Below are 22,889 nucleotides of genomic sequence, written 5' to 3'. Positions count from 1 at the left end.
ACCACCCCCTCCCCGAAAACTCCCAGGCAAAGGAAGCTCTCCCCATGCTGCGCATCGCCGTCCCCAACAAGGGTTCACTGTCCGGACCTGCGTCGGCGATGCTCCATGAGGCCGGCTACCGGCAGCGCAAGGAGTCCAAGGAGCTCGTGGTCATCGACCCCGAGAACGAGGTCGAGTTCTTCTACCTGCGCCCGAAAGACATCGCCATCTACGTGGCCTCCGGCAAGCTGGACATCGGCATCACCGGCCGTGACCTGCTGCTCGACTCCGGCGCCAACGCGGAGGAGATCCTCCCGCTGAACTTCGGCCGGTCGACCTTCCGCTACGCCACCCGGCCGGGCACCGCGAAGGGCCCCGAGGACTTCCACGGCATGACGATCGCCACCTCCTACGAGGGCATCGTCGCCAAGCACCTCGCCGACCAGGGGATCGACGCCTCCGTCGTCCACCTCGACGGCGCCGTCGAGACCGCCATCAAGCTCGGGGTCGCCCAGATCATCGCGGACGTCGTCGAGACCGGCACCAGCCTGCGCAACGCGGGCCTCGAGGTCATCGGCGACCCGATCCTCACCTCCGAGGCCGTCGTGATCCGGCAGGCGGGCGCCGGAACCGAGGACGCCCGGGTCCAGACCTTCCTGCGCCGCCTCCAGGGCGTCCTGGTGGCCCGCACCTACGTGATGATGGACTACGACTGCCGCGCCGAGCACCTGGAGCAGGCCGTCGCCCTCACCCCGGGCCTGGAATCGCCGACCGTCTCGCCCCTGCACAACGAGGGCTGGGTCGCCGTCCGTGCCATGGTCCCGGCCAAGGACTCGCAGCGGATCATGGACGACCTGTACGAACTGGGCGCCCGCGCCATCCTGACGACGGCCATCCACGCCTGCCGTCTCTGACCGCCCGGCACCCACGCACGTACCGAGGAACAGCGATGTCCGACGCCCCGACGCCCACCCTCCCGGCCCTCCCGGTCACCTTCCGGCCGGGCCGCACCCGCGCGGTCCTGCTGACGATCGGGACGGTCATGTTCGCCGTCATCACCGCCGTCACGCTGATGCTCGAGCGGCTCAACACGGGTGAGCGGATCAGCTTCATCCTCATCGGCGCGCTGTTCCTCGCCGTCCTCGTGATGCTGAGCCGCCCCAAGGTCGTCGCCGACGACAGCGGAGTCACGGTCGTCAACATCACCCGGACCCGCCGACTGGCCTGGGCGGAGATCCTCCAGGTCAACCTGCGCCCCGGCGACCCCTGGGTCTTCCTGGACCTCAGCGACGGCACCAGCATGCCCGCGCTCGGCATCCAGCCCGGCATCGCCAAGGAGCAGGCCATCCGGGACGCCCGCGCCCTGCGGGCCCTGGCCGACAGCCGCGGCACCGGGCCGGACGCGGGCTGACCCCGACAGGTCCCCCATACGGGGCCGACCCCCTGCCCCCGGCGGGGTTCGCGTGACTACTCTGGAGGCGGTGGTGCCCAGCGGCACCACCGCCTCGCATGTGCAAGGCCGCCGCCCGCGGCCCGCGGGGCCACCCTGCGACCCAAGGAGTGACTCCCTCCAGCAATGGACGGATCGTCCGGTAGTACCTGCGCCGCCCCCTCCACGGAGGCGGCGGCATGATCGTCCCCCTACTGCTGCTCGTCGCAGCCTTCCTCCTGATCCTCGCCAACGGCTTCTTCGTGGCTGCCGAGTTCGGCCTCGTCACGGTGGATCGCCCCGAGGCCGAACGGGCCGCGGCCGCCGGTGACCGGCGCGCCGGCACCGTCGTCAAGTCGCTCGGCGAGCTGTCCTTCCAGCTCTCCGGCACCCAGCTCGGCATCACGATCACCTCCCTCGTCATCGGCATGCTCGCCGAGCCCGCGCTCGCCCAGCTCCTCGACGGACCCCTCACCGCCACCGGCCTGCCCGAAGGCGCGGTCTCCGTGATCGCGGTCGCGGTCGGGATGCTCCTCGCCTCCGCCGTACAGATGGTGGTCGGCGAGCTCGTCCCGAAGAACTGGGCGGTCTCACGCCCGCTCCAGGTGGCCCGCTTCGTCGCCGGGCCGCAGCACCTCTTCTCGTCCGTCTTCCGCCCGGTCATCGCCCTGCTCAACCGGGTCGCCAACCGGCTCGTCCGGCTGTTCGGCGTCGAGCCCACCGACGAACTCGACTCCGTCCGCACCCCCGGCGAGCTGGTCGCCCTCGCCCGGCACTCGGCCCGGGCGGGCACGCTGGAACAGGACACCGCCGATCTCTTCGTACGCACCCTCACGCTCGGCGGACTGACCGCCAAGGAGGCGATGACCCCGCGCGTGAAGATGAGCGCCCTCCAGTCGGACGCCACCGCGGCCGACGTCCTCAACCTCACCCGGGCGACGGGCCTTTCACGGTTCCCCGTCTACCGCGAGCGGATCGACGAGATCGTCGGCATGGTCCACCTCAAGGACGCCCTCGCCGTACGGCCCGAGGAGCGCCACCGCACCACGGTCGGCCGGATCGCCGTACCGCCGCTGCTCGTCCCGGAGACCCTGCCCGCGCAGGCGCTCCTGGAGCGGCTGCGGCGCGAGCAGCCGATCGCCGTGGTCGTCGACGAGTACGGCGGCACCGCCGGGGTCGTCACCCTGGAGGACATCGTGGAGGAGCTCGTCGGCGAGGTCCGCGACGAGCACGACACGGCCGCCGACGCGCGGCCCGAACTGGCCGCCGTCGCCGCCGAGGACGGCCACCCCGCCTGGGAGGCCGACGGCTCCTGCCGGGTCCACACCCTGCACCGGATAGGCCTCGACGTCCCCGACGGGCCGTACGAGACGGTCGCCGGACTCGTCGCCGACCTCCTCGGCCGCATCCCGGCCCCCGGCGACCGGGCCGAACTCCCCGGCTGGCGGCTCCTGGTGCGCCAGGTCGACCGCTACCGCGCCGAGCGGGTGCGGATCGTCCGGACGGCCGAGCTGCCCGCGGCGGCGGAGGCGGTCCGATGAGCCTGCTCCAACTGCTGTTCGCCGTCCTCCTGGTGGTGGCCAACGGCTTCTTCGTCGGCGCCGAGTTCGCGCTCGTCTCCGTACGCCGCAGTCAGATCGAGCCGCTCGGCGGCAAACGGGCCCGCCAGGTGCTGTACGGCCTGGAGAACCTGCCGCGGATGATGGCGGCCGCCCAGTTCGGCATCACGATCTGCTCCCTCACCCTGGGCGCGGTCGCCGAACCGACCGTGGCGCACCTCCTCGAACCGGTCTTCCACGCCGTCGGCGTGCCGGACGGGCTCATCCATCCGCTGGGCTACGTCCTGGCGCTCGCGGCGGTCGTCTTCCTCCACCTCGTCATCGGCGAGATGGTGCCGAAGAACCTCGCGATGGCCGCGCCGGAACGGACCGCGCTCTGGCTCGGCCCCGCCCTGGTCGGTTTCGCCCGGCTCTGCCGGCCGGTCACCCGGGCGCTCGGCGCGTGCGCCCGGCTGGTGCTGCGGGCCTTCCACGTCGAGACCAAGGACGAGGTGGAGGCGGTCTTCACCAGCGCCCAGCTCGGCCGGCTCGTGGCGGACGCGGGCCAGGCGGGCCTGCTCGACCCGGTCGAGCAGGAGCGTCTCGGGGACGCCCTGGAGCTGGGCAGCCGCCCGGTCACGGACGTCCTCATCGCCCCTTCGGGGCTTGTGACGGTCACGCCGGCAGTCACGCCCCGGGAGATCGAGGAGCTGACGGTCCGTACGGGCTACTCGCGCTTCCCGGTGTGCGCCGAGGGGCGCGGGACGTTCATGGGCTTCGTGCACGTCAAGGACGTCCTGGACCTGGAGGAGCGGGAGCGGGCGGTGCCGCAGCACATCTGGCGGCCCATGGCGACGGTCAGGGCCGAGCTGCCGCTCGACGACGCGCTCACCGTGATGCGGCGCGCGGCGACCCATCTCGCCCAGGTGGCGGACGGGTCGGGCCGGGTGCTCGGCCTGGTCGCCCTGGAGGACGTCCTGGAGATGCTGGTGGGCGAGGTCCGCGACCCCGCGCACCGCGCGCCGGCGCCGTCGGAACAGGTGCTGACGGCCTGAGGCGGCTTTCCGGCGCCGGTCCCTGCCAGGGGCCGACGCCGGGTCACGCCGACGGGTCCTGCTGCGGTCCCCGGCGCCCCGAGAGGACCTCTCCGTACGCCTGCATCAGGTCGGCGAGGCGCAGCGTCGCGAGGTCGTCGCGGGTCGGCGTTCCCGGGTACCCCGCGAGCCGGAGGTCGCGGTACGCGCAGGACTTCTCGTACAGCGTGCGCAGGAAGCGGCCGTTGCCCAGCTCGTCGATCCAGCCCTGGTCCACGACGTGCCCGCTGATCGAGCGCAGCTCGTCCAGCGCCTCCTCGTCCCAGCCGTCCCCGTTCGCCGCCGCGAGGACCTCGCCGATGGCGGTGAGTTCGAGCGGACGGTACGAGGGGAAGTCGACCCGGGTCGTGAAGCGGGAGGAGAGCCCGGGGTTGGTGGCGAGCAGCCGGTCCATGCCCTCGGGGTAGCCGGCCAGGATGACCACCAGGTGGTCGCGATTGTCCTCGGCGCGCTTGAGGAGGACCTGGAGCGCCTCGTCGCCGTAGGCGTCGCCCTTGCTGTAGCCGGTGTTGGAGAGCGAGTACGCCTCGTCCACGAAGAGGACCCCGCCGATGGCCGAGTCGATCAGCTCGTTCGCCTTGACGGCGGTCTGGCCCAGGAACTCGCCCACGAGGTCGGCCCGTTGGGCCTCGACCAGATGGTCGCCGCCGAGCAGCCCGAGCGCGTAGAAGACCCGGCCGAGGATGCGGGCGACGGTGGTCTTCCCGGTGCCCGAGGGGCCGGAGAAGACAAAGTGACGTTTCGGCGGCTGGACGGGCAGGCCCTGTCCGGCGCGCAGCCGGGCCATCTCCAGCTGCGCCGACAAGGCCTTGACCTGCCGTTTCACCGGCTCCATCCCGACCATGCGCTCCAGCTCGGTGAGCGCCTCGGCGAGCAGGGCGGGGTCGGTGGGGCTGGCGGGGAAGCGGGGCGGGGCCGGCTGGGCGGGCAAGGACGCCTTCTGGCGTACGACGTCGGGGGGCTCGGGCGGTCCCGCGGGGACCGGCGGGGCGGGGGCCGGGGGCTCCGTAGCGAGCCGCGGACCGTCGGGGGCGGGGCCGTCGAGGTCGGTGCTCTGCGCCGCCTCGGCGGCGGTGTCCTGCCCGACCCCGCCGAGGACGACGGTCGCGAGCCCCGCGGTGTCGTCCGGGCCCTCGAACCCGTCGTACTCGGTGATCGCCGCGAGCCGGGCGGCGGTGTCCATGAAAGCGGGGTCGATCCGGTGCACCGCCCGGTAGAGGGGGAGCGCGGCGGCGCTCCGTCCGGTGCCCTCGTGGGCCCTGGCCAGCCAGTAGCGCAGCTCCTTGCGCTGCGGCTGTTCGCTGCGGCAGCGCATCAGGGCCGCCGAGAGCAGCGGCTCGGCCTGGCCGTACATCTCCAGCCGGACCCGGGCCATCCCGCCGAAGAGGCCGGCCTCGATGCCGAGGAGGGGGTCGTTCACCAGGGTCTCGGTGTGCCGGACCAACTGGTCCCAGTCCTTGACGAGATAGGACCGGCAGGCGTGCAGGAAGCGGACCTGCGGATCGGTGTCGACCGGCGGAAGACCCGCCAACGCCCGGTCCAGCTCGGGCACATGGCGGCCGTCGAGCCAGTGCGAGGCGTGCGCGAGGAGCAGGTCGCGCGGGCTCTCCAGGACGGGCTGCACCCACCAGCCCAGCCAGTACCAGGAGTTCAGGGTCCGGCGGTGGCGTGCGCGCTGCTCGCCGAACCGGTCGCGGTTGCGGTACATGCGCAGCAGCGCGGTGGTGGTGTCCACCCGCAGCGCGTGCAGCCCGAGCCAGGCGTCCGCCATGCCGGGGTCGATCCGTACCGCCGTCCGGAACTCTTCCTCCGCCTGCGGATAGGCGCCCATCGTGTAGGCGTCTACTCCCCGCAGCCAGGCGAGCTCGGCCGGGGCCGGTCCGCCCTGCGTGCCGATGTCCATCGGGTCCCCCACAAAACGTGCCCCCGTTTGCTGTCCCGGCTGGCGGGTGCCCGCCGGAAGCCGTACAGAACCGCCTTCTCGTGGACGGGAATTGACCCCACCGAAGGGCATCGTACCTGCGCAGAGGGGGCGCTACTAAGGAGAAGCGCATGATCCGGTAGCCGTGACCCTGGGTGAGCATCAAGGTCGCGGACGGCTCGGAGAAAGGGGTGATCGGGGCAGAACGAAGCCCCCGATCACGGGGGAACAACCGGGGGCTTCGTGTCCGCGGCGGCTCCGAAAAGCCGCACATTGAGAACGTAAGACCTGTACGCCCCTTGGGTCAAGCGGAGTTGAGGCACTTGCGGAAGTCGACTTTCGGCTACTCATTTCCGCGTGCGGGCGCTGTCACGTTCTGTGATGAACTGGTTCGGGCCTGCTGTCACTGGGGACCCAGCGAGCAGTTCGTAGCCCCCTGGACACTCCCGTACCAGGGTGTCGGCGAAGGGCCGAGAAGGGTCCTCGGAGAAATGGCGAGTCTCCGCCACCGTCCACCCGTCCCAGAACTCCGACTGCGCAGGTCCGTCCCTGTGCCGGCCGCGCGTCCAGGACTCCTCGGGGTCCCGCTCCATCCAGAGCAGCGCCGCGAGGAAGGGGCGCAGCGCCCGCCGCCCCGCGCCGACACCCTCGACCAGGACGACCGGAGCCGGGGGCAGCTCCCGGGGCACCCCGAAGGCCCGCAGATTCCAGTCGTACGGGTGATAGCGCGCGACCTCGCCCCGGGAGAGGGGCAGGAGCACCTGCTCCCGTATCCGCCCGGTCCAGGCGAAGAGCTCCTCGTGGCTCGCGAGGTCGTCGAGGTGGAGGACGGGCGCGTCCAGGCGGGCGGCGAGGCGGGCGGCGAAGGTCGACTTGCCCGAGCCCGCGTGGCCGTCGACCGCGATCAGCCGGACCGGCCCGCAGGACGGCGACAGTGCGCGCAGCGCGGCGGAGGCCCGGTCGAGGTCGCGGCCGGGGGCGAGGTCGCGGCCGGAGTCGGGGTCGAGCTCTGTCCCGTCGGTCATGGGGCAAGCGTAACGATTCCGCGCGGAGGCGCCGCAGGTCAGGGGCGTAGGGCTGCCACTGGTGGAGACCAATATTGGTCCGGCGGCGCGTGCCGAATCGCTGGCCGAAGCGCTCCGGGAGCCGCGATAGTGGTCCACGCTTCCCCTGTTCGCGCAGCCCGTCCGTCGCCGTCGTCCGTCGCTCCCGACTGGAGGTCGTCACCGCTCATGGCCGACTCCGCTCCGCGCAGAACCGTCCTCGCCGCAGCCCTCGCCGCCGTCGCGGGCACGGCCGTGGCCTCCACCGCGCCGGCCGCCGTCGCGGGCGACCGCACCGGCCACCGCCACGCCCCGGAACCCGCGCTCGTCGACAACCGCTTCTGGGTCTCCTGGATCGACTGGTGGTCCGGCGCCCGCGAGGGCACCCGCCTCGTCGTCGACACCCGCCCCGGCCTGGTGATCGGCGCGCCCGCCGGGGTCACCGACTACCCCGACCCGCACACCGGTACGACGTCCACCTGGGAGTACGCGACCTGGACCTCCCCGGTCCACACCTCCTCCGTTCCGGCCACCGAGGTCATCGCCTCCTGGAACGCGGCGACCCCGCCCGGCACCTGGATCCAGATCGAGCTGCGCGGCACCTACACCGACGCCACCACCACCCCCTGGTACGTGATGGGCCGCTGGGCGTCCGGCGACGGCGACATCCGGCGCACCTCGGTCGACGACCAGAGCGACGGCCGCAGCTCGGTCTGGACCGACACCTTCGCCGTGGACGACCCCGCGAGCGGGCTCCGGCTGGCCTCCTACCAGCTGCGGCTGACCCTCCACCGGACCCCCGGCACCCGGCTCACGCCCACCGTCCGGCGGCTCGGCGCGATGGCCTCCGACATCCCGGACCGCTTCACCGTGCCCGCCTCGACGCCCGGCCCCGCCCGCGAACTGGCGGTACCGCGCTACTCGCAGAACACCCACGTCGGCCAGTACCCGGAGTACGACAACGGCGGCGAGGCCTGGTGCAGCCCGACCTCCTCGCAGATGATCGTCGAGTTCTGGGGCCGTCGCCCCCGCCCCGAGGACCTCGCCTGGGTGAACCCGGACTTCGCCGACCCCCAGGTCTGCCACGCGGCCCGCTTCACCTACGACCACCAGTACGAGGGCTGCGGCAACTGGCCCTTCAACGCCGCGTACGCCGCCACCTACCCCGACATGAACGCCGTGGTGACCCGGCTGCGCTCGCTCACGGACCTGGAGACCCTGATCCGGGCGGGCATTCCGGCCATAACGTCCCAGTCCTTCCGCAAGGAGGAACTGACCGGCGCGGGCTACGGCACCTCCGGCCACCTCATGACCGTCATCGGCTTCACGGAGACCGGCGACGTGATCGCCAACGACCCCGCCTCACCCAGCAACGAGGCGGTCCGCCGGGTCTACGCGCGGCGCGAGTGGGAGAACATCTGGCTGCGTACGAAGCGGTACAACGCGAGCGGCGCAGTGGTCTCCGGCACAGGAGGGGTCTGTTACCTCTACTTCCCCGAGCGTCCGACACCCGCGCAGCGCAAGGCCTTGGCGGCCGTCGGCATCCGCCGGTGAGGGACGTACGGGCCCCGGGGGCGTGACCGACGTCTCTACCCCGGGGCCGCCACCGGCTGGCACTGTGGTCGGCATGACCGCCACCACCCACTCCGCCGCCCGCTCCCGTGCCCGTACCGGGGGGCCCAAGGAGGACGGGCCGAAGATCCTCGAGCACGTCCTCGGCTGGACCCTCGTCGTCGTCCTCGCCATGTTCGTCACGCAGGCCGGCCTGATGTGATCCCGCTGCGGCGCGCCGGGTGACCGGGCGCCGCCGAACGGGCATACTCCCCGCGCCACGGGCGCCGGGCGACCCCCGCCGCGAACCGCCGGGGGCAGCATCGGCGCAGCAGTGACCACCGGTGGCGCCGGCCGGCTCGCGTGATCCGCGCGCACGCCCCGGCGCCCGACAGGGAGGAGTGCGCCGCCATGCCCGACCGTGCCCCGCAGGGAGTGGAACGCCGGCTGCCGACCGAGGAGGCCCGGGAGCTGCTCGCCCTGGTCCGGGAGATCGCCGAGCGGGAGATCGCGCCCCGCGCCGCCGAGGAGGAGGCCGCGGGCCACTTCCCGCGCGAGCTGTTCGCGCTGCTCTCCTCCTCAGGCCTGCTCGGCCTTCCGTACGACTCCACCTACGGCGGAGGCGACCAGCCCTACACCGTCCACCTCCAGGTCCTCGAAGAGCTGGCCGCCGCCCGCCTCACCGTCGGGCTCGGCGTCAGCGTGCACTCGCTCTCCTGCCACGCGCTGGCGAACTTCGGTACGGACGAGCAGCGCGCCGCCCATCTCCCGGCGATGCTCGGCGGCGGCCTCCTCGGCGCGTACTGCCTCTCCGAACCGGCCTCCGGATCGGACGCGGCCTCGCTGCGGACGAAGGCGGAACGGGACGGCGACGGGTGGGTGCTCACCGGGACCAAGGCGTGGATCACCCACGGCGGGGTCGCCGACTTCCTTACCGTCATGGCCCGCACGGGAGGCGAGGGGCCCAAGGGGATCACGGCCTTCCTGGTCCCGGGGGACGCGGAGGGGCTGAGCGCGGCCCCGCCCGAGCGGAAGATGGGGATGAAGGGTTCGCCCACGGCCCAGCTCCACCTCGACGGGGTGCGGGTCCCCGACGCGCGGCGGATCGGCGACGAGGGGCAGGGGTTCGCGATCGCGCTCTCCGCCCTGGACTCGGGGCGGCTGGGGATCGCGGCGTGTGCGGTGGGCGTCGCCCAGGCGGCGCTCGACGTGGCCGTGGCGTACGCCCTGGAGCGGCGGCAGTTCGGCCGGCCGATCGCCGACTTCCAGGGGCTCCGGTTCCTGCTCGCGGACATGGCGACCCGGATCGAGGCGGGCCGTGCGCTGTACCTGGAGGCGGCGCGCCTGCGCGACGAGGGGCGGCCCTTCGGGCGCGCGGCGGCGATGGCGAAGCTCTTCTGCTCGGACGCGGCGATGCAGGTCACGACGGACGCGGTGCAGGTGCTGGGCGGCTCCGGCTACACGGCGGACTTCCCGGTGGAGCGGTACATGCGCGAGGCGAAGGTGCTGCAGATCGTCGAGGGGACCAATCAGATCCAGCGGATGGTCATCGCGCGCCACCTGGTCGGACCAGAGTCCCGCTGACCAGGGTCCCGCTGACCAGGGTCCCGCTGACCCCGCTCACGCGGACGGTCCGGTCCGCCCACACGGGGGCGGCGGCGAGCCGGTTCCACTCCTGGTCGACCCGGCCCGGCAGGGTCCTGCCGTGGCTCGCCCACTGGCTGAGCATCGCCCGGTAGATGGGCGGGTCCGCGAGCTGCGGCGGTGCCGGTGGCGGCGCCTGTGCCGGTGCCGGTGCCGGCGGGCGGGGAACCGATTCTTCAAAGCGGGGCTCGGCGAGGCGCCGCCGCCCGCTGCCGATGGGAGCCGTGTACAGCGTCGTCATGCCGTACCCAACGCGCCCTGCCCCGCGGGGTCACCGCCGGGCGGATTCGAGGAGGCGTTCGACGGCTACCCGGACGCCCAGGCTCCGGAGCGCGCGGGTGATCGGGTCCCGCACGGCTCTGGCCTCCGACCAGGTTTCTGACTTACCGTCAGATCCCGCTGTCGACCAGGAGGTCACACGTGTCAGACGACCGGCCCGTCCCGCTCGACGAGTACCCCGTGCACCAGGCGCCGCTCTCGATGAAGCACCACGTCAGCGGCGACCGCAACGCCTACGACCGGTGCATCTTCCACGTCTTCGACCACGAGGGCCGCGCCCTGCTCATCGCCGGACTCGGCGTCTACCCCAACGCCGGGGTCGTGGACGCCTACGCGACCCTGCGCACCGGCGACCGGCTGCACGCGGTCCGCGCCTCCGACGCCCTCGGTGACGACCGGATGAACCTCGCCGTCGGCCCGCTGCGCATCACGGTGGACGAACCCCTGAAGACGCTGAGCCTGCACTGCGACCCCGACCCGGCCGACCCCGAGGCGCTCTCCTTCGACCTCACCTGGACCGGCGACTTCCCGCCCGTCTGGGAGCCGCACCACACCCAGCGCCGTGGCGACCGGCTCACCCTGGAGGGCCGCCGCTTCGTCCAGGCCGGCCACTGCACGGGCACCGTCCGGGCGGGCGGCGAGGAGTTCGCCGTCACGGCGGGGGAGTGGACCGGCACCCGCGACCGCAGTTGGGGCGTCCGGCCCATCCCCGGCGAGGAACCCGGCCGCGCCGACGAGTTCCGGCCCGAGGGCTTCCACTGGCTCTGGATACCCATGCGTTTCGACGACCGCTTCCTGATGGTGATCGCCCAGGAGGACGCCGACGGCTACCGCACCCTCAACGAGGCCCTGCTGGTACGGAACGGGCAGCGCGACGCCCAGCTCGGCTGGCCCCGCACCGACATCACGTACCGCCCGGGCACCCGCACCCCCGAACGGGCCGTCGTCCACCTCGCCGACCCGGCCGGAAAGCCCCTGGAGGTCGAGGTCGAGATCCTCGCCTCCTCCCCGCTCGCCGTCGGCGCGGGCTACCCGCCCGCCACGGACTGGCAGCACGGCACCTGGCAGGGCCGCGAGTGGACCGACCGCAGGGTCTACGACCTCTCCGACCCGGCCGCCCACCCCATGGCCGCCTTCGGCGTCACCGACCACGCGGCCCGCTTCACCCTCGAAGGCCGCACCGGCTACGGGATCTTCGAGCACGGCTCCTTCGGCCGCCACGACCCCAGCGGCTTCGCCGACTACACCTCCACGGCCGACTGACCGCAGGCGAACCGAGCCGCCCACGCAAAGGAGTGCTCATGGCCACCGCCCCCCGCCCGCGCACCAGCACCCGCGACCCCGAGGAGCTGGGCCGCCGGCTCAGCGACTGGCTCGAACCCCGGCTCCCGGGCGCCCGGATCACCGGGCTCGCCGTACCCGGGTCCAACGGCATGTCCAGCGAGACCCTGCTCTTCGACATCGAGCACCCCGACGCCCCCGTGCGCGGCTGCGCACTTCGCCTCGCCGCCGACCCCGCCGCGTACACGATCTTCCCGGTCTACGACATGGAGCGGCAGCACCGGGTCATGCGCCTGGTCGGAGAGCACACCGACATACCCGTCCCGCGCGTCCTCTGGCTGGAGAGCGACCCGGAGCCGCTCGGCGCCCCGTTCTTCGTGATGGCCCGCGCCGAGGGCCGCGTACCGCCGGACGTCATGCCCTACACGTACGAGGGGAACTGGCTGCACGCCGCCACCGACGCCGAACGCGCCGTTCTGGAGGCCGAGTCCGTCTCCGTGCTGGCCCGGCTGCACGACCAGTTCCCCACCAAGGAGGCGGAGTTCCTGCTGCCCGAGGGGGCCGGCAGCCCGCTGCGGCGCCATGTCGACGCGCAACGCGCCTACTACGCCTGGGTCGTGAAGGACCTCGCGCCGTCCCCGCTGATCGAGTCGGCCTTCGACCGGCTGGAGTCGCACTGGCCCGCCGACGAGGGGCCCGCCGTCCTCAACTGGGGCGACGCGCGCATCGGGAACATCGTCTACGACGGCTTCCGGCCGGCCGCCGTCCTCGACTGGGAGATGGCGGGCTTCGCCCCGCGCGAGGTCGACCTCGGCTGGACCGTCTATCTCCACCGCTTCTTCCAGGACCTGACGGTGAGCTTCGGCCAGCCCGGGCTGCCGGGCTTCCTGCGCCGGGACGCGATCGAGCGGCGGTACGCGGCCCTCACCGGGCACACGCCGCGCGACATGGAGTTCCACACCCTCTACGCGGCGCTGCGGCACGCGATCGTGATGCTCAGAGTCGCGTACCGCCAGGCGCACTTCGGAGAGGTCCAGGTGCCGGAGAACCCGGACGGCCTGATCCTGCACCACGCCACGCTCGCGGCGATGGTGCGGGGAAGCTACTGGTAGGCGTCGTTACGCCGCGCGCCGCATCTGCGGCACCTTGAGCGGACGCGAGCCCGGACCGCCGACGTGCGAGAAGGGCTGCGTCCGCCAGTCGAGTCCCTGGGGGAGCGTCAGCAGCAGCGCGGTGTCCTGCTCCTGGACCTCGAGCGTCTCGTCGGCGGGGTGCGCCTCCGCGGCGGCCAGACCGGTGCCGGAGCAGACCGTCAGCACGAACGGGTTCCAGGGCGACGGGCACAGTGCGTGCTCCGGCAGCGTGTCCTCGTCCGCGAGCAGCGCGATCGGCTGGACGCAGTCCGGGCAGATCACCCGGTACATCTCGAACGTGTCGTACGCGTCGAGCTCGTCGGTCGTCTCGACCGAATCAACAGGCTCCTGCATGGAGAATCTCCCCCTCGGGTGGGTCGACCGAAGTACGTATGGCCTCGACCACAGCTAGCAATTCCCATACGGTCGGCCGCATAACCGTGAGGTCTCGATCGAGCCTCCGGCAAACCTGTGGTGTTCGTCACATGCCCCTCGCAGGTGCCCCGAGGATGCGCATAGCCGTCCATAGCGACGGGGCGGTGACGGAACGGTTCCGTACCCCCGCTGTGCTGAAGGTACCCCGGGGCAATAGGTTGACCGCATGGAGGAGCTGGATCGTCAGATCGTCGAATTGCTCGTCAGAGACGGACGCATGAGCTACACCGACCTGGGCAAGGCCACCGGCCTGTCCACCTCGGCCGTACATCAGCGCGTCCGCCGACTGGAGCAGCGCGGTGTCATCCGCGGCTACGCCGCCGTCGTCGACCCGGAGGCCGTGGGTCTCCCGCTGACCGCCTTCATCTCCGTCAAACCCTTCGACCCCAGCGCCCCGGACGACACCCCCGACCGGCTCGCCGACATCCCTGAGATCGAGGCCTGCCACAGCGTCGCGGGCGAGGAGAACTACATCCTCAAGGTGCGCGTCGCGACCCCGCTGGAACTGGAGCACCTGCTCACCCGGATCCGCACCCAGGCGGGCGTCTCCAGCCGTACGACGGTCGTCCTGTCGACCCCGTACGAAGCCAGGCCGCCGCGCGTCTAGGCCCTGATCCGCCGGACAGGCCCTAGCGTCCTTCGGTCCCGTCGTGGCCCCGGCGTGCGGCCGTGCCCTGCCGCGCCTCTAGCCTGGTCACCATGAGCGAGACCCTTGTCGACAGCGAGCACCGCACCGTCCTCCTGCGCGGTGGAGAAGTCCACAGCCCCGCCGACCCCTTCGCCACCGCGATGGTGGTGGAGCGGGGGCACGTCGCCTGGGTGGGCTCGGAGGGGGCCGCCGACGCCTTCGCCTCGGGCGTGGACGAGGTCGTCGACCTCGAAGGCGCGCTCGTCACCCCGGCGTTCGTCGACGCCCATGTGCACACCACCGCGACCGGTCTCGCGCTCACCGGGCTCGACCTGTCCGCCGCCGCCTCGCTCGCCGAGGCCGCCGAGCTGATCCGCTCGTACGCCCGGTCCCGCCCCGCCGACCGGATCCTCATCGGCCACGGCTGGGACGCGGCGCGCTGGCCCGAGCGGCGCGCCCCGCGCCGCGAGGAACTGGACGAACTCACCGGCGGCCGCCCGCTCTACCTCACCCGGATCGACGTCCACTCGGCCGTCGTCACCACCGCCCTCCTCGACCTCGTCCCGGGCGTCCGCGACCGCACCGGCTTCCGCGACGGCGAGCCGCTGACCGGCGACGCCCACCACGCCGTCCGCGCCGCCGCCTACGCGGCTCTCTCGCCCGCGCAGCGCACCGAGGCCCAGCGCGCGGCCCGGCAGCACGCCGCCTCGCTCGGCATCGGCACCCTGCACGAGTGCGGCGGCCCCGAGATCTCCTCCGAGGACGACTTCACCGGGCTCCTGGACCTCGCCCGCACCGAGCGCGGCCCGCGCGTGGTCGGCTACTGGGCCGACCTCGACGTCGAACGGGCCCGCGCGCTCGGCGCCGTAGGCGCGGCAGGCGACCTCTTCGCCGACGGCTCGCTCGGCTCCCACACCGCCTGCCTGCACGACGCGTACGCCGACCACGCGGGCCACACCGGGGTCGCCCACCTCGACGGCGACACCGTCGCGGCCCATGTCGCCGCCGCCACCGAGGCGGGCCTCCAGGCCGGCTTCCACGCCATCGGCGACGCCGCCGTGGGCGCCGTGGTCGACGGCGTCAGGGCCGCCGCCGAGAAGCTCGGCCTCGCCCGGATCCGGGCCGCCCGGCACCGCGTCGAGCACGCCGAGATGCTCACCCCCGAGACGATCGCGGCCTTCGCCGAACTCGGTCTGACCGCCTCCGTCCAGCCCGCCTTCGACGCGGCCTGGGGCGGCGAGGACGGCATGTACGCCGAGCGCCTCGGCGGCGAGCGGGCCCGCACCCTCAACCCGTACGCCGCCCTGCTCCGCGCCGGTGTCCCGCTGGCCTTCGGCTCGGACAGCCCGGTCACCCCGCTCGACCCCTGGGGCACCGTCAGGGCCGCCGCCTTCCACCGCACCCCCGAGCACCGGATCTCCGTCCGCGCCGCCTTCACCGCCCACACGCGGGGCGGCTGGCGGGCCGTCGGACGCGACGACGCCGGCACCCTCGTCCCCGGCGCCCCGGCCGACTACGCGATCTGGCGCGCCGAGGAGCTCGTGGTGCAGGCGCCGGACGACCGGGTGGCCCGCTGGTCGACCGACCCGCGCTCCGGGACGCCCGGTCTGCCCGATCTGACCCCCGGCGGCGAGCTGCCGGTCTGTCTGCGCACGGTGGTGTTCGGACAAACGGTCTTCGTGCGACCGAACGAGTGACGTCGGGACATTTCGTACCGCCGATCGATGATCAACCGGCCGGTCGACGACCTGCGGATCCTCCCCACTGACCTGGCAGTATCGGTCATCTCCGCAGGTCAAACGAGTGTTGACAGTGTGCGGCGGGGGGCGGGTAGGTTCTCCCGCGTCCACCAAGGGACGTCCGACCGGTTTCAAGCCTCAGGTCCAGCACCCGTGCCTCGGGGGCGAGGGAAGGTTTTTTCCGGCGGAGGGTGCGACCCGGGTGGGGCCCGGACGTCCAGTAGACAACGGCTCTCGGTCGACCCGCAGCCAGCGGGTTCCAGGTCGGCCCGAAGGGCGCCGGGCCCCGATCCGCACGCCACGCGTGCGGCCGTCCGTGCTGTCGCCCCGGCACGCGATGCGCCCCGCCGCGACCGAGCCGCGAGACGGGCTCGCTATGGTGGGGGTTCGCGTATGTATCCGAAGGGGCAGTAGTGAACGACGGTGGCCAGAGGCGTTACGGCCCGCTCGGCAGAGCCTTGGTGATCATTCCGACCTACAACGAGGCGGAGAACATCAAGCCGATCGTCTCGCGCGTACGGGAGGCCGTACCGGAGGCGCACATCCTCGTCGCCGACGACAACAGCCCCGACGGCACGGGCAAGTTCGCCGACGAGATCGCCGCCGAGGACGACCATGTCCACGTGCTGCACCGCAAGGGCAAGGAAGGGCTCGGCGCCGCCTACCTGGCCGGTTTCCGCTGGGGCATCGAGCACGGCTACGGCGTCCTCGTCGAGATGGACGCCGACGGCTCGCACCAGCCCGAGGAGCTGCCCCGGCTGCTGACCGCCCTCAAGGGCGCCGACCTCGTGCTCGGCTCCCGCTGGGTCCCCGGCGGCCGCATCGTGAACTGGCCCAAGTCCCGCGAGTTGATCTCCCGCGGCGGCAGCCTCTACTCGCGCGTCATGCTCGACGTGCCGATCCGCGACGTCACCGGCGGCTACCGGGCCTTCCGCAAGGAGACCCTGGAGGGCCTGGGCCTGGAGGACGTGGCCTCGGCCGGCTACTGCTTCCAGGTCGACCTGGCCCGCCGAGCCGTCGCCGCCGGCTTCCACGTCGTGGAGGTCCCGATCACCTTCGTGGAGCGGGAGATCGGCGACTCCAAGATGAGCCGCAACATCGTCGTCGAGGCGCTGTGGCGGGTCACCGGCTGGGGTCTGACGGCCCGTGCGAACAAGGTCGGCAAGATCCTCGGGCGCAGGTCCGGGAGCTGAAGCCGTCGGTTTCGGCCGACGGTTCGCGCTGATCCGTTCTTTACGACGTTCCGGCGGGGCGCCAGGCACACTGGGGGACATGACGACCGGCGCACCGCCTCCCCTCGCCCCCAAGCGCTCACGCGCGCGTACGTTCCTCCCGCTGGCCCTGGCCGCCTGGATGGTCCTGGAGATCTGGCTGCTCATCGCGGTGGCGGACGCGGCTGGCGGCCTGACGGTCTTCGGCCTGCTCGTCGGCGGCGCCGTCCTCGGCGCCGTGGTGATCAAGCGCGCCGGGCGCCGCGCCTTCAAGAACCTCACCGAGACCTTCCAGCAGGCCCAGGCGGCCGCGCAGACCGGAGTCCCGCCGACCGCCGGCGAGCGGGCGGGCGCGCGCGACCGCAACGGCTTCCTGATGCTCGGCGGTCTGCTCCTCATGATCCCCGGCCTGATCTCCGACGTGGCCGGTCTGCTGCTGCTCGTACCGCCCGTCCGCTCACTCCTCGGCCGGTACGCGGACAAGGCCGCCGAGCGCCGGATGGCCGCGGCACCGCCCGGCAGCCTCCAGGACGCCTTCCAGCAGGCCCGCATCCACCGTCCGGACGGCAAGGTCGTCCCGGGCGAGGTCATCCGCGAGGACGCCCCTCAGGGCCCGCGGCAGCCCCAGGACCCCCGCCCGCCGCTGACGCCGTAGCGGGAGACGTGGAGAACGCGGGAGACATGACGCGGGAGACGTAGAAAACGAGAAACGCCGCGGGGCCCGGTACACGATGTGTGTACCGGGCCCCGCGGCGTCGCTCGGGCCGTGCCGTCCGTCAGGCGGACTTGCGGCTGTCGCGCGGATGCACGGCGATGTTCATGGCGCCGGACCGAAGGACCGCCAGCCTCTCGGCCAGCACCTCCTCCAGCTCCTCACGGGTGCGCCGCTCCATCAGCATGTCCCAGTGCGTACGCGCCGGCTTGCCCTTCTTCTCCTCGGGGCCGTCCCCGTCCACCAGGAGTGCCTGGCTGCCGCAGACCTTGCACTCCCACTCCGGCGGAATTTCCGCTTCCACCGAGAAGGGCATCTCAAAACGATGGCCCTTCTCGCATGCGTACTCCACGGCCTGGCGCGGGGCCAGATCGATGCCGCGGTCGGTCTCGTAGCTGGTCACCACGAGGCGCGTGCCGCGAAGAGCTCGCTCACTCATGAATCGTGCCTCCCGGGCTTGTCGCCCACAGGACAGGTGTCGCTGTCGTCGTCATCCGGTCAACGTCCGGTCGGCGGTAAAGATTCCCGTTCCGGGTCATGCGTCGCCCGTCGTGCCGCCCCTTGTTCTACCCACCAGTGCCCGGTTTGTCACATCTGGCAACAGATGTCACCCACCGTCTTCACCAAAGCAGCACGCAGTAACGGTCCGCCTGGCAGGCCAAAGGCGTACACTACCGGCCTTTGACTGCCGCGTCTAAATCCGGTCCGGAACCGGGTTGCCCGCGGCGGCCACGGCACGCCGTACCGGAACCCGCGCGAGCAGCAGAAAACCGGCCGCGAAGAAGATCACCAGGGAGATGATGGCATCCCGATAGCTGCCGGTCAGCTGATACGCGAGACCGAACACCAGTGGGCCCAGCCAGCTCAGGCCCCGGTCGCTCATCTCGTAGGCCGAGAAGTACTCCGCCTCCTTGCCGCGCGGCACCAGATGTGAGAACAGCGAACGCGACAGCGCCTGGCTCCCGCCGAGCACCAGACCGATCGCCGCCGCCAGACAGAAGAACGCCACCGGCGCGCCCGCGGGCAGGAAGTACCCGGCGGCCAGGATCAGCGTCCAGATCGCCAGCGACCCCAGGATCGTGCGCTTGGCACCGTACGAACGCGCGAGCCGCCCCATGCCGAGCGCGCCCGCCACCGCGAGCACCTGCACCAGCAGCACCGCCGTGATCAGCGTCGTCTGGTCGAGCCCCAGTTCCTTGGAGCCGTAGATCGACGCCTGCGAGATCACCGTCTGCACCCCGTCGTTGTAGACGAGGTACGCGAGCAGGAACGAGAGCGTCAGCGGGTACCGCCGCATGTCCCGCAGCGTCGCCACCAGTTGCCGCCAGCCACCGCCGACCGCGCCCTCGCCCTGCGGCTCGACCCGCCGGTCGCGCAGCCGCCGTAGCGGTATGAGGGTGAAGGCGCCCCACCACAGGCCCGCCGAGGCCAGGCAGATCCGCACCGCCTCGCCCTGGGAGAGCCCGAAGGAGTCGTGCCCCGAGTACAGGACCAGGTTGAGGACGAGGACCAGGGCGCCGGAGGTGTAGCCGAACGCCCAGCCGCGCGAGGAGACCGCGTCCCGCTCGTTCGGCTCGGCGATCTGCGGCAGATAGGCGTTGTAGAGCACCATCGAGACCGCGAGCGAGGCGTTCGCCACGATGAGCAGGAACGCGCCCAGCAGATACCGGTCGCCGCTCAGGAAGAACATGCCTCCGGTCGCGGCCGCGCCTATGTAGGCGCAGACGGCGAGGAGCGGCTTCTTGCGGCCCGTACGGTCCGCCACCGCGCCCACCAGCGGCATCACGAGCACCGCCACCAGGATCGAGGCCGAGACCGCGTACGCGAACAGGGACCCGGCTCGCACGGGGATGCCCAGGGGGTGGACGAACCCCTCCGCGTCCGCCGCCGCCTCGGCGACCGACGTCAGATAGGGGCCGAGGAAGACCGTGATCACGCTCGTCGAGTAGACCGAGCAGGCGAAGTCGTAGAAGTACCAGCCGCGCTGCTCGCGTCTGCGAGCGGCGGGATCGGCCGGATCGGCGGCCGGCCGGTCCGGTTCGGTGGTGTCGGCAGTCAAGACCGCGGCCCCCTCGTTCGTCCCCGTGGCGGGACGCGCGCTCAGACCCACACGCCCCGCTCGGTCAGGACTGTGCGCAGCGTCTCCAGATGATCGGTCATGATGCCATCCACCCCGAGATCCAGGAGAGCGTTCATCCGCTCCGGATCGTTGACGGTCCACACGTGCACCTGGAGCCCCCGGGCGTGGGCCTCGCGGACGAAACGGCGGTCCACGACCGGGATGCCGCTCTGGCTCTCCGGGACCTGCGCCGCGACGGCGCCCGCGCGGATCGCGGCCGGGATGCCGAGCGAGCGCAGCCGCAGCCCGAGGACGCCCTTCACGCCGTACGAGGTCGCGAGCCGCGGCCCCGCGAGGCGCTGCGCGCGGGCCACCCGGCTCTCGGTGAACGAGCCGACGCAGACCCGGTCCCAGGCCCCGGTCCTGCGGACCAGGTCGACCAGCGGGATCAGCGAGGACTCCGCCTTGAGGTCCACGTTCCAGCGGGCCTCGGGGAACTCTTCGAGCAGCTCCTCGAAGAGCGCCAGCGGCTCCTTGCCCGCCACTCGCGCCTCACGGACCGCGTCCCAGGGGAGGTCGCGGATCCGGCCGGTGGTGTCGGTCACCCGGTCGAGCGTGGAGTCGTGGAAGGCGACCAGGGCGCCGTCCGCGGTGGTGTGCACATCGGTCTCGAAGTACCGGTAACCGGCCTCGGTCGCCCGCCGGAAGGCGGCCGCGGTGTTCTCCAGGCCGTCCGCCGCGCCGCCGCGATGGGCGAACGGGATGGGGGACGGGTGGTCGAGATAGGGGTGGCGTACGCGAGTCACCGCCGCAGTATGGCCTGTTCCGGTGTCCCGGAGGCGACGACGGCGCTGCTCGTGTCCTGCTCGGGGATGGCGAACCGGCGCAGGAAGAACTGCGCGAGGGGGCCGATGGCCAGCGCGTACAGGACCGTGCCGACGCCGACCGAGCCGCCGAGCAGGAAGCCGGTGGCGACGACGGCGACCTCGATCGCCGTCCGCACGAGCCGGATCGAGCGGCCGGTGAGCCGGTGCAGCCCGGTCATCAGGCCGTCGCGCGGGCCGGGGCCGAAGCGGGCGGCGATGTAGAGGCCGGTCGCCACGCCGTTGAGGACGATGCCGAGGGCGAGGAGGGGGATCCGTACGGCGAGGGCCTGGACCTCCGGGACAAGGGCGAGGGTCCCGTCCATGGCCACGCCGATGACGAAGACGTTCGAGACCGTGCCCAGGCCGGGCTTCTGCCGGATGGGGATCCACAGCAGCAGGACGGCCGCGCCGACGATGATCGAGACGACTCCGATGGTCAGACCCGTCTTCTCGGCGAGACCCTGGTGGAGAACGCCCCACGGCTCCAGGCCGAGCCCGCCGCGGACGAGGAGCGCCGAGCTGATCCCGTACAGCGCGAGGCCGATGTACAGCTGCGCGAGCCGACGGGGCAGATGGCGAGCGGTGAGCCGGCCGCGCAGGCCGGAGGCGATGGACAAGGTGGTGCCCCCTGTGTGGTGGTAGTGGACTGACTCATGACACTCTGTGGCGGGGGATCGGATGCCAACCATGGCCAATTCGAGGAAGGTGGACTGGATTCTATGGCTCAGTGGACCTCGGCCGTCGGGCCGGCTCAGCTCGCCCGGCAGCTCCAGGCGCAGCAGCCCCGCCCCGCCGGGCCCGGCACGCGCAAGCCGCCCGCCTACCGCGCGCTCGCCGACGGGATCCGCCTCCTCGTCCTGGAGGGCCGGGTGCCGGTCGCGGCCCGGCTGCCCGCCGAGCGCGAGCTCGCTGTCGCGCTGACGGTGAGCCGGACGACCGTGGCCGCCGCGTACGAGGCGCTGCGCGCCGAAGGGTTCCTGGAGTCGCGGCGCGGGGCCGGCAGCTGGACCGCCGTACCGGCCGGGAACCCGCTGCCCGCGCGCGGCCTCGAACCGCTGCCCCCGGAGTCCCTCGGCTCGATGATCGACCTCGGCTGCGCGGCGCTTCCGGCGCCCGAGCCGTGGCTGACCCGGAGCGTGCAGGGCGCCCTGGAGGAACTGCCGCCGTACGCCCACACCCACGGGGACTACCCGGCGGGGCTGCCCGCGCTGCGGCAGATGCTCGCCGACCGGTACACCGAGCGCGGCATCCCGACGATGCCCGAGCAGATCATGGTCACCACCGGCGCCATGGGCGCGATGGACGCCATCTGCCATCTCTTCGCGGGGCGCGGCGAGCGGATCGCCGTCGAGTCGCCCTCGTACGCCAACATCCTCCAGCTCATGCGCGCCGCGGGCGCCCGTCTGGTGTCCGTGGCCATGGCCGAGGGGCTCGCCGGCTGGGACCTGAACCGCTGGCGCCAGGTCCTGCGGGACGCGGCGCCCCGCCTCGCGTACGTCGTCGCCGACTTCCACAACCCGACCGGCGCCCTCGCCGACGAGGACCAGCGGCGGCAGCTGGTGGACGCGGCCCGCTCGGCCGGCACGGTGCTCGTCGTCGACGAGACCATGTCCGAGCTCCATCTGGACGACGGCCTGAAGATGCCTCCGCCGGTCTGCGCCTTCGACCCGTCGGGCGCCACGGTCCTCACGGTCGGCTCGGCGAGCAAGGCGTTCTGGGCGGGCCTGCGGATCGGCTGGGTCCGGGCCTCGCCCGACGTGATCCGCTCGCTGGTGGCCGCGCGCGCCTACGCCGACCTCGGGACCCCGGTCCTGGAGCAGCTCGGTGTCAACTGGCTGATGCGGACCGGCGGCTGGGAGCAGGCGGTCGCCATCCGCCGCGCCCAGGCGCGCGAGAACCGCGACGCGCTCGTCGCGGCGGTGCGGGCGCAGCTGCCGGAGTGGGAGTTCGAGGTCCCGGCGGGCGGCCTGACGCTCTGGGTCCGCACGGGCGGCCTCTCCGGCTCGCGGATCGCGGAGGTCGGCGAGCGGGTGGGGGTCCGAGTGCCCTCGGGTCCGCGCTTCGGCGTCGACGGCGCCTTCGAGGGGTACGTACGCCTGCCGTTCACCGTCGGCGGCCCGCTCGCGGAGGAAGCCGCCGCCCGGCTCGCGGCGGCGGCCCGCCTGGTGGAGTCGGGCGCGGGCACGGGGAACGAACAGCCGCGGGCGTTCGTGGCGTAGCCGACGATGACATGGCGAAGGGCGCCCCCCGTAGGGGGCGCCCGTCGCGCGTCGGACGGGAACCCCCAGTCTATTAAAAAAAACATAAACAGCCGCCCAGAATTGATGTGTTTATATAGGTGGTCGCC

General features: G+C 72.5%; 22 protein-coding genes. 14 read left to right on the top strand and 8 right to left on the bottom strand.

Annotation, left to right across the window (positions count from 1 at the left end; translation table 11 throughout):
- Positions 1-44: 44 nt before the first annotated feature.
- The 4 genes from hisG to ACFWRO_RS29435 all read left to right on the top strand — a co-directional run bounded on the left by hisG (position 45) and on the right by ACFWRO_RS29435 (position 4,001).
- A complete protein-coding gene (gene hisG / locus ACFWRO_RS29450) occupies positions 45-893 on the top strand; it encodes an ATP phosphoribosyltransferase (protein ID WP_362004927.1) in 849 nt (282 codons plus the stop codon).
- A 35-nt stretch (positions 894-928) separates the two neighbouring features.
- Positions 929-1,390 carry a PH domain-containing protein gene (locus tag ACFWRO_RS29445; RefSeq protein ID WP_384515246.1) on the top strand — a complete coding sequence of 154 codons (462 nt, stop codon included), beginning with the start codon at positions 929-931 and terminating at the stop codon, positions 1,388-1,390.
- Positions 1,391-1,608: 218 nt separating this feature from the next.
- Positions 1,609-2,949 (top strand): hemolysin family protein, encoded by a 1,341-nt coding sequence (locus ACFWRO_RS29440; RefSeq protein ID WP_384515244.1) that lies wholly within the window; start codon positions 1,609-1,611, stop codon positions 2,947-2,949.
- Positions 2,946-4,001 (top strand): hemolysin family protein, encoded by a 1,056-nt coding sequence (locus ACFWRO_RS29435; RefSeq protein WP_384515241.1) that lies wholly within the window; start codon positions 2,946-2,948, stop codon positions 3,999-4,001. Before ACFWRO_RS29440 ends, ACFWRO_RS29435 begins: the two co-directional genes overlap by 4 nt.
- A gap of 43 nt (positions 4,002-4,044) precedes the next feature.
- Here ACFWRO_RS29435 and ACFWRO_RS29430 read toward each other — a convergent pair whose 3' ends face one another.
- A complete protein-coding gene (locus ACFWRO_RS29430) occupies positions 4,045-5,943 on the bottom strand; it encodes an AAA family ATPase (RefSeq protein ID WP_384515239.1) in 1,899 nt (632 codons plus the stop codon).
- A gap of 365 nt (positions 5,944-6,308) precedes the next feature.
- Positions 6,309-6,986 (bottom strand): uridine kinase, encoded by a 678-nt coding sequence (locus tag ACFWRO_RS29425; RefSeq protein WP_384515236.1) that lies wholly within the window; start codon positions 6,984-6,986, stop codon positions 6,309-6,311.
- A gap of 207 nt (positions 6,987-7,193) precedes the next feature.
- Here ACFWRO_RS29425 and ACFWRO_RS29420 point away from each other — a divergent pair, with 207 nt between their 5' ends.
- The 3 genes from ACFWRO_RS29420 (at position 7,194) to ACFWRO_RS29410 (ending at position 10,139) form a co-directional block, all read left to right on the top strand.
- On the top strand, positions 7,194-8,558 hold the full coding sequence (locus tag ACFWRO_RS29420) for a peptidase C39 family protein (RefSeq protein WP_384515233.1): 1,365 nt from the start codon (positions 7,194-7,196) through the stop codon (positions 8,556-8,558).
- 73 nt (positions 8,559-8,631) lie between these two features.
- Positions 8,632-8,778, top strand: coding sequence for an SCO1431 family membrane protein (locus tag ACFWRO_RS29415; protein WP_362004964.1), 147 nt, complete (start codon positions 8,632-8,634; stop codon positions 8,776-8,778).
- A 188-nt stretch (positions 8,779-8,966) separates the two neighbouring features.
- Positions 8,967-10,139 (top strand): acyl-CoA dehydrogenase family protein, encoded by a 1,173-nt coding sequence (locus tag ACFWRO_RS29410; RefSeq protein ID WP_384515230.1) that lies wholly within the window; start codon positions 8,967-8,969, stop codon positions 10,137-10,139.
- Here ACFWRO_RS29410 and ACFWRO_RS29405 read toward each other — a convergent pair.
- Positions 10,102-10,440, bottom strand: coding sequence for a hypothetical protein (locus tag ACFWRO_RS29405; protein ID WP_384515228.1), 339 nt, complete (start codon positions 10,438-10,440; stop codon positions 10,102-10,104). The genes ACFWRO_RS29410 and ACFWRO_RS29405 overlap by 38 nt on opposite strands.
- Before the next feature lie 179 nt (positions 10,441-10,619).
- On the opposite strand from ACFWRO_RS29405, the gene ACFWRO_RS29400 reads away from it, so the two are divergent.
- On the top strand, positions 10,620-11,741 hold the full coding sequence (locus ACFWRO_RS29400) for a hypothetical protein (protein ID WP_362004971.1): 1,122 nt from the start codon (positions 10,620-10,622) through the stop codon (positions 11,739-11,741).
- Between the two features lie 38 nt (positions 11,742-11,779).
- Positions 11,780-12,871: a phosphotransferase family protein gene (locus ACFWRO_RS29395; RefSeq protein WP_384515225.1), complete on the top strand. Its 1,092-nt coding sequence runs from the start codon at positions 11,780-11,782 to the stop codon at positions 12,869-12,871.
- A gap of 6 nt (positions 12,872-12,877) precedes the next feature.
- Here the strand turns inward: ACFWRO_RS29395 and ACFWRO_RS29390 are convergent, their stop codons facing one another.
- Positions 12,878-13,246: a hypothetical protein gene (locus ACFWRO_RS29390; protein ID WP_384515222.1), complete on the bottom strand. Its 369-nt coding sequence runs from the start codon at positions 13,244-13,246 to the stop codon at positions 12,878-12,880.
- Positions 13,247-13,493: 247 nt separating this feature from the next.
- Here ACFWRO_RS29390 and ACFWRO_RS29385 point away from each other — a divergent pair, with 247 nt between their 5' ends.
- The 4 genes from ACFWRO_RS29385 (at position 13,494) to fxsA (ending at position 17,560) form a co-directional block, all read left to right on the top strand.
- Positions 13,494-13,934 (top strand): Lrp/AsnC family transcriptional regulator, encoded by a 441-nt coding sequence (locus ACFWRO_RS29385; RefSeq protein WP_362004979.1) that lies wholly within the window; start codon positions 13,494-13,496, stop codon positions 13,932-13,934.
- Between the two features lie 92 nt (positions 13,935-14,026).
- Positions 14,027-15,652 carry an amidohydrolase gene (locus ACFWRO_RS29380; protein WP_384515219.1) on the top strand — a complete coding sequence of 542 codons (1,626 nt, stop codon included), beginning with the start codon at positions 14,027-14,029 and terminating at the stop codon, positions 15,650-15,652.
- Between the two features lie 455 nt (positions 15,653-16,107).
- On the top strand, positions 16,108-16,887 hold the full coding sequence (locus ACFWRO_RS29375) for a polyprenol monophosphomannose synthase (RefSeq protein ID WP_384515217.1): 780 nt from the start codon (positions 16,108-16,110) through the stop codon (positions 16,885-16,887).
- Between the two features lie 79 nt (positions 16,888-16,966).
- Positions 16,967-17,560, top strand: a complete 594-nt coding sequence (fxsA, locus tag ACFWRO_RS29370; RefSeq protein WP_384515215.1) for an FxsA family membrane protein — start codon at positions 16,967-16,969, stop codon at positions 17,558-17,560.
- Between the two features lie 121 nt (positions 17,561-17,681).
- Here the strand turns inward: fxsA and ACFWRO_RS29365 are convergent, their stop codons facing one another.
- From ACFWRO_RS29365 to ACFWRO_RS29350, 4 genes are all read right to left on the bottom strand, one after another.
- Complete coding sequence (locus ACFWRO_RS29365) at positions 17,682-18,056, bottom strand: RNA polymerase-binding protein RbpA (RefSeq protein ID WP_026278069.1); 375 nt, start codon at positions 18,054-18,056, stop codon at positions 17,682-17,684.
- A 255-nt stretch (positions 18,057-18,311) separates the two neighbouring features.
- Positions 18,312-19,676 (bottom strand): MFS transporter, encoded by a 1,365-nt coding sequence (locus tag ACFWRO_RS29360; protein ID WP_384515213.1) that lies wholly within the window; start codon positions 19,674-19,676, stop codon positions 18,312-18,314.
- 41 nt (positions 19,677-19,717) lie between these two features.
- Positions 19,718-20,482 (bottom strand): glycerophosphodiester phosphodiesterase family protein, encoded by a 765-nt coding sequence (locus tag ACFWRO_RS29355; protein ID WP_384515210.1) that lies wholly within the window; start codon positions 20,480-20,482, stop codon positions 19,718-19,720.
- Entirely contained in the window at positions 20,479-21,159 is a 681-nt protein-coding gene (locus ACFWRO_RS29350) for a YitT family protein (protein WP_384515207.1), read from the bottom strand. The genes ACFWRO_RS29355 and ACFWRO_RS29350 overlap by 4 nt, the downstream gene beginning before the upstream one ends.
- 102 nt (positions 21,160-21,261) lie before the next feature.
- Here ACFWRO_RS29350 and ACFWRO_RS29345 point away from each other — a divergent pair, with 102 nt between their 5' ends.
- Complete coding sequence (locus ACFWRO_RS29345; protein WP_384515204.1) at positions 21,262-22,761, top strand: PLP-dependent aminotransferase family protein; 1,500 nt, start codon at positions 21,262-21,264, stop codon at positions 22,759-22,761.
- The last annotated feature ends 128 nt before the right edge of the window (positions 22,762-22,889 follow it).

This window comes from Streptomyces sp. NPDC058579, from assembly GCF_042718575.1.
Taxonomy (GTDB): Bacteria; Actinomycetota; Actinomycetes; order Streptomycetales; family Streptomycetaceae; genus Streptomyces.
This window is presented reverse-complemented; position numbering and strand designations above follow the sequence as displayed.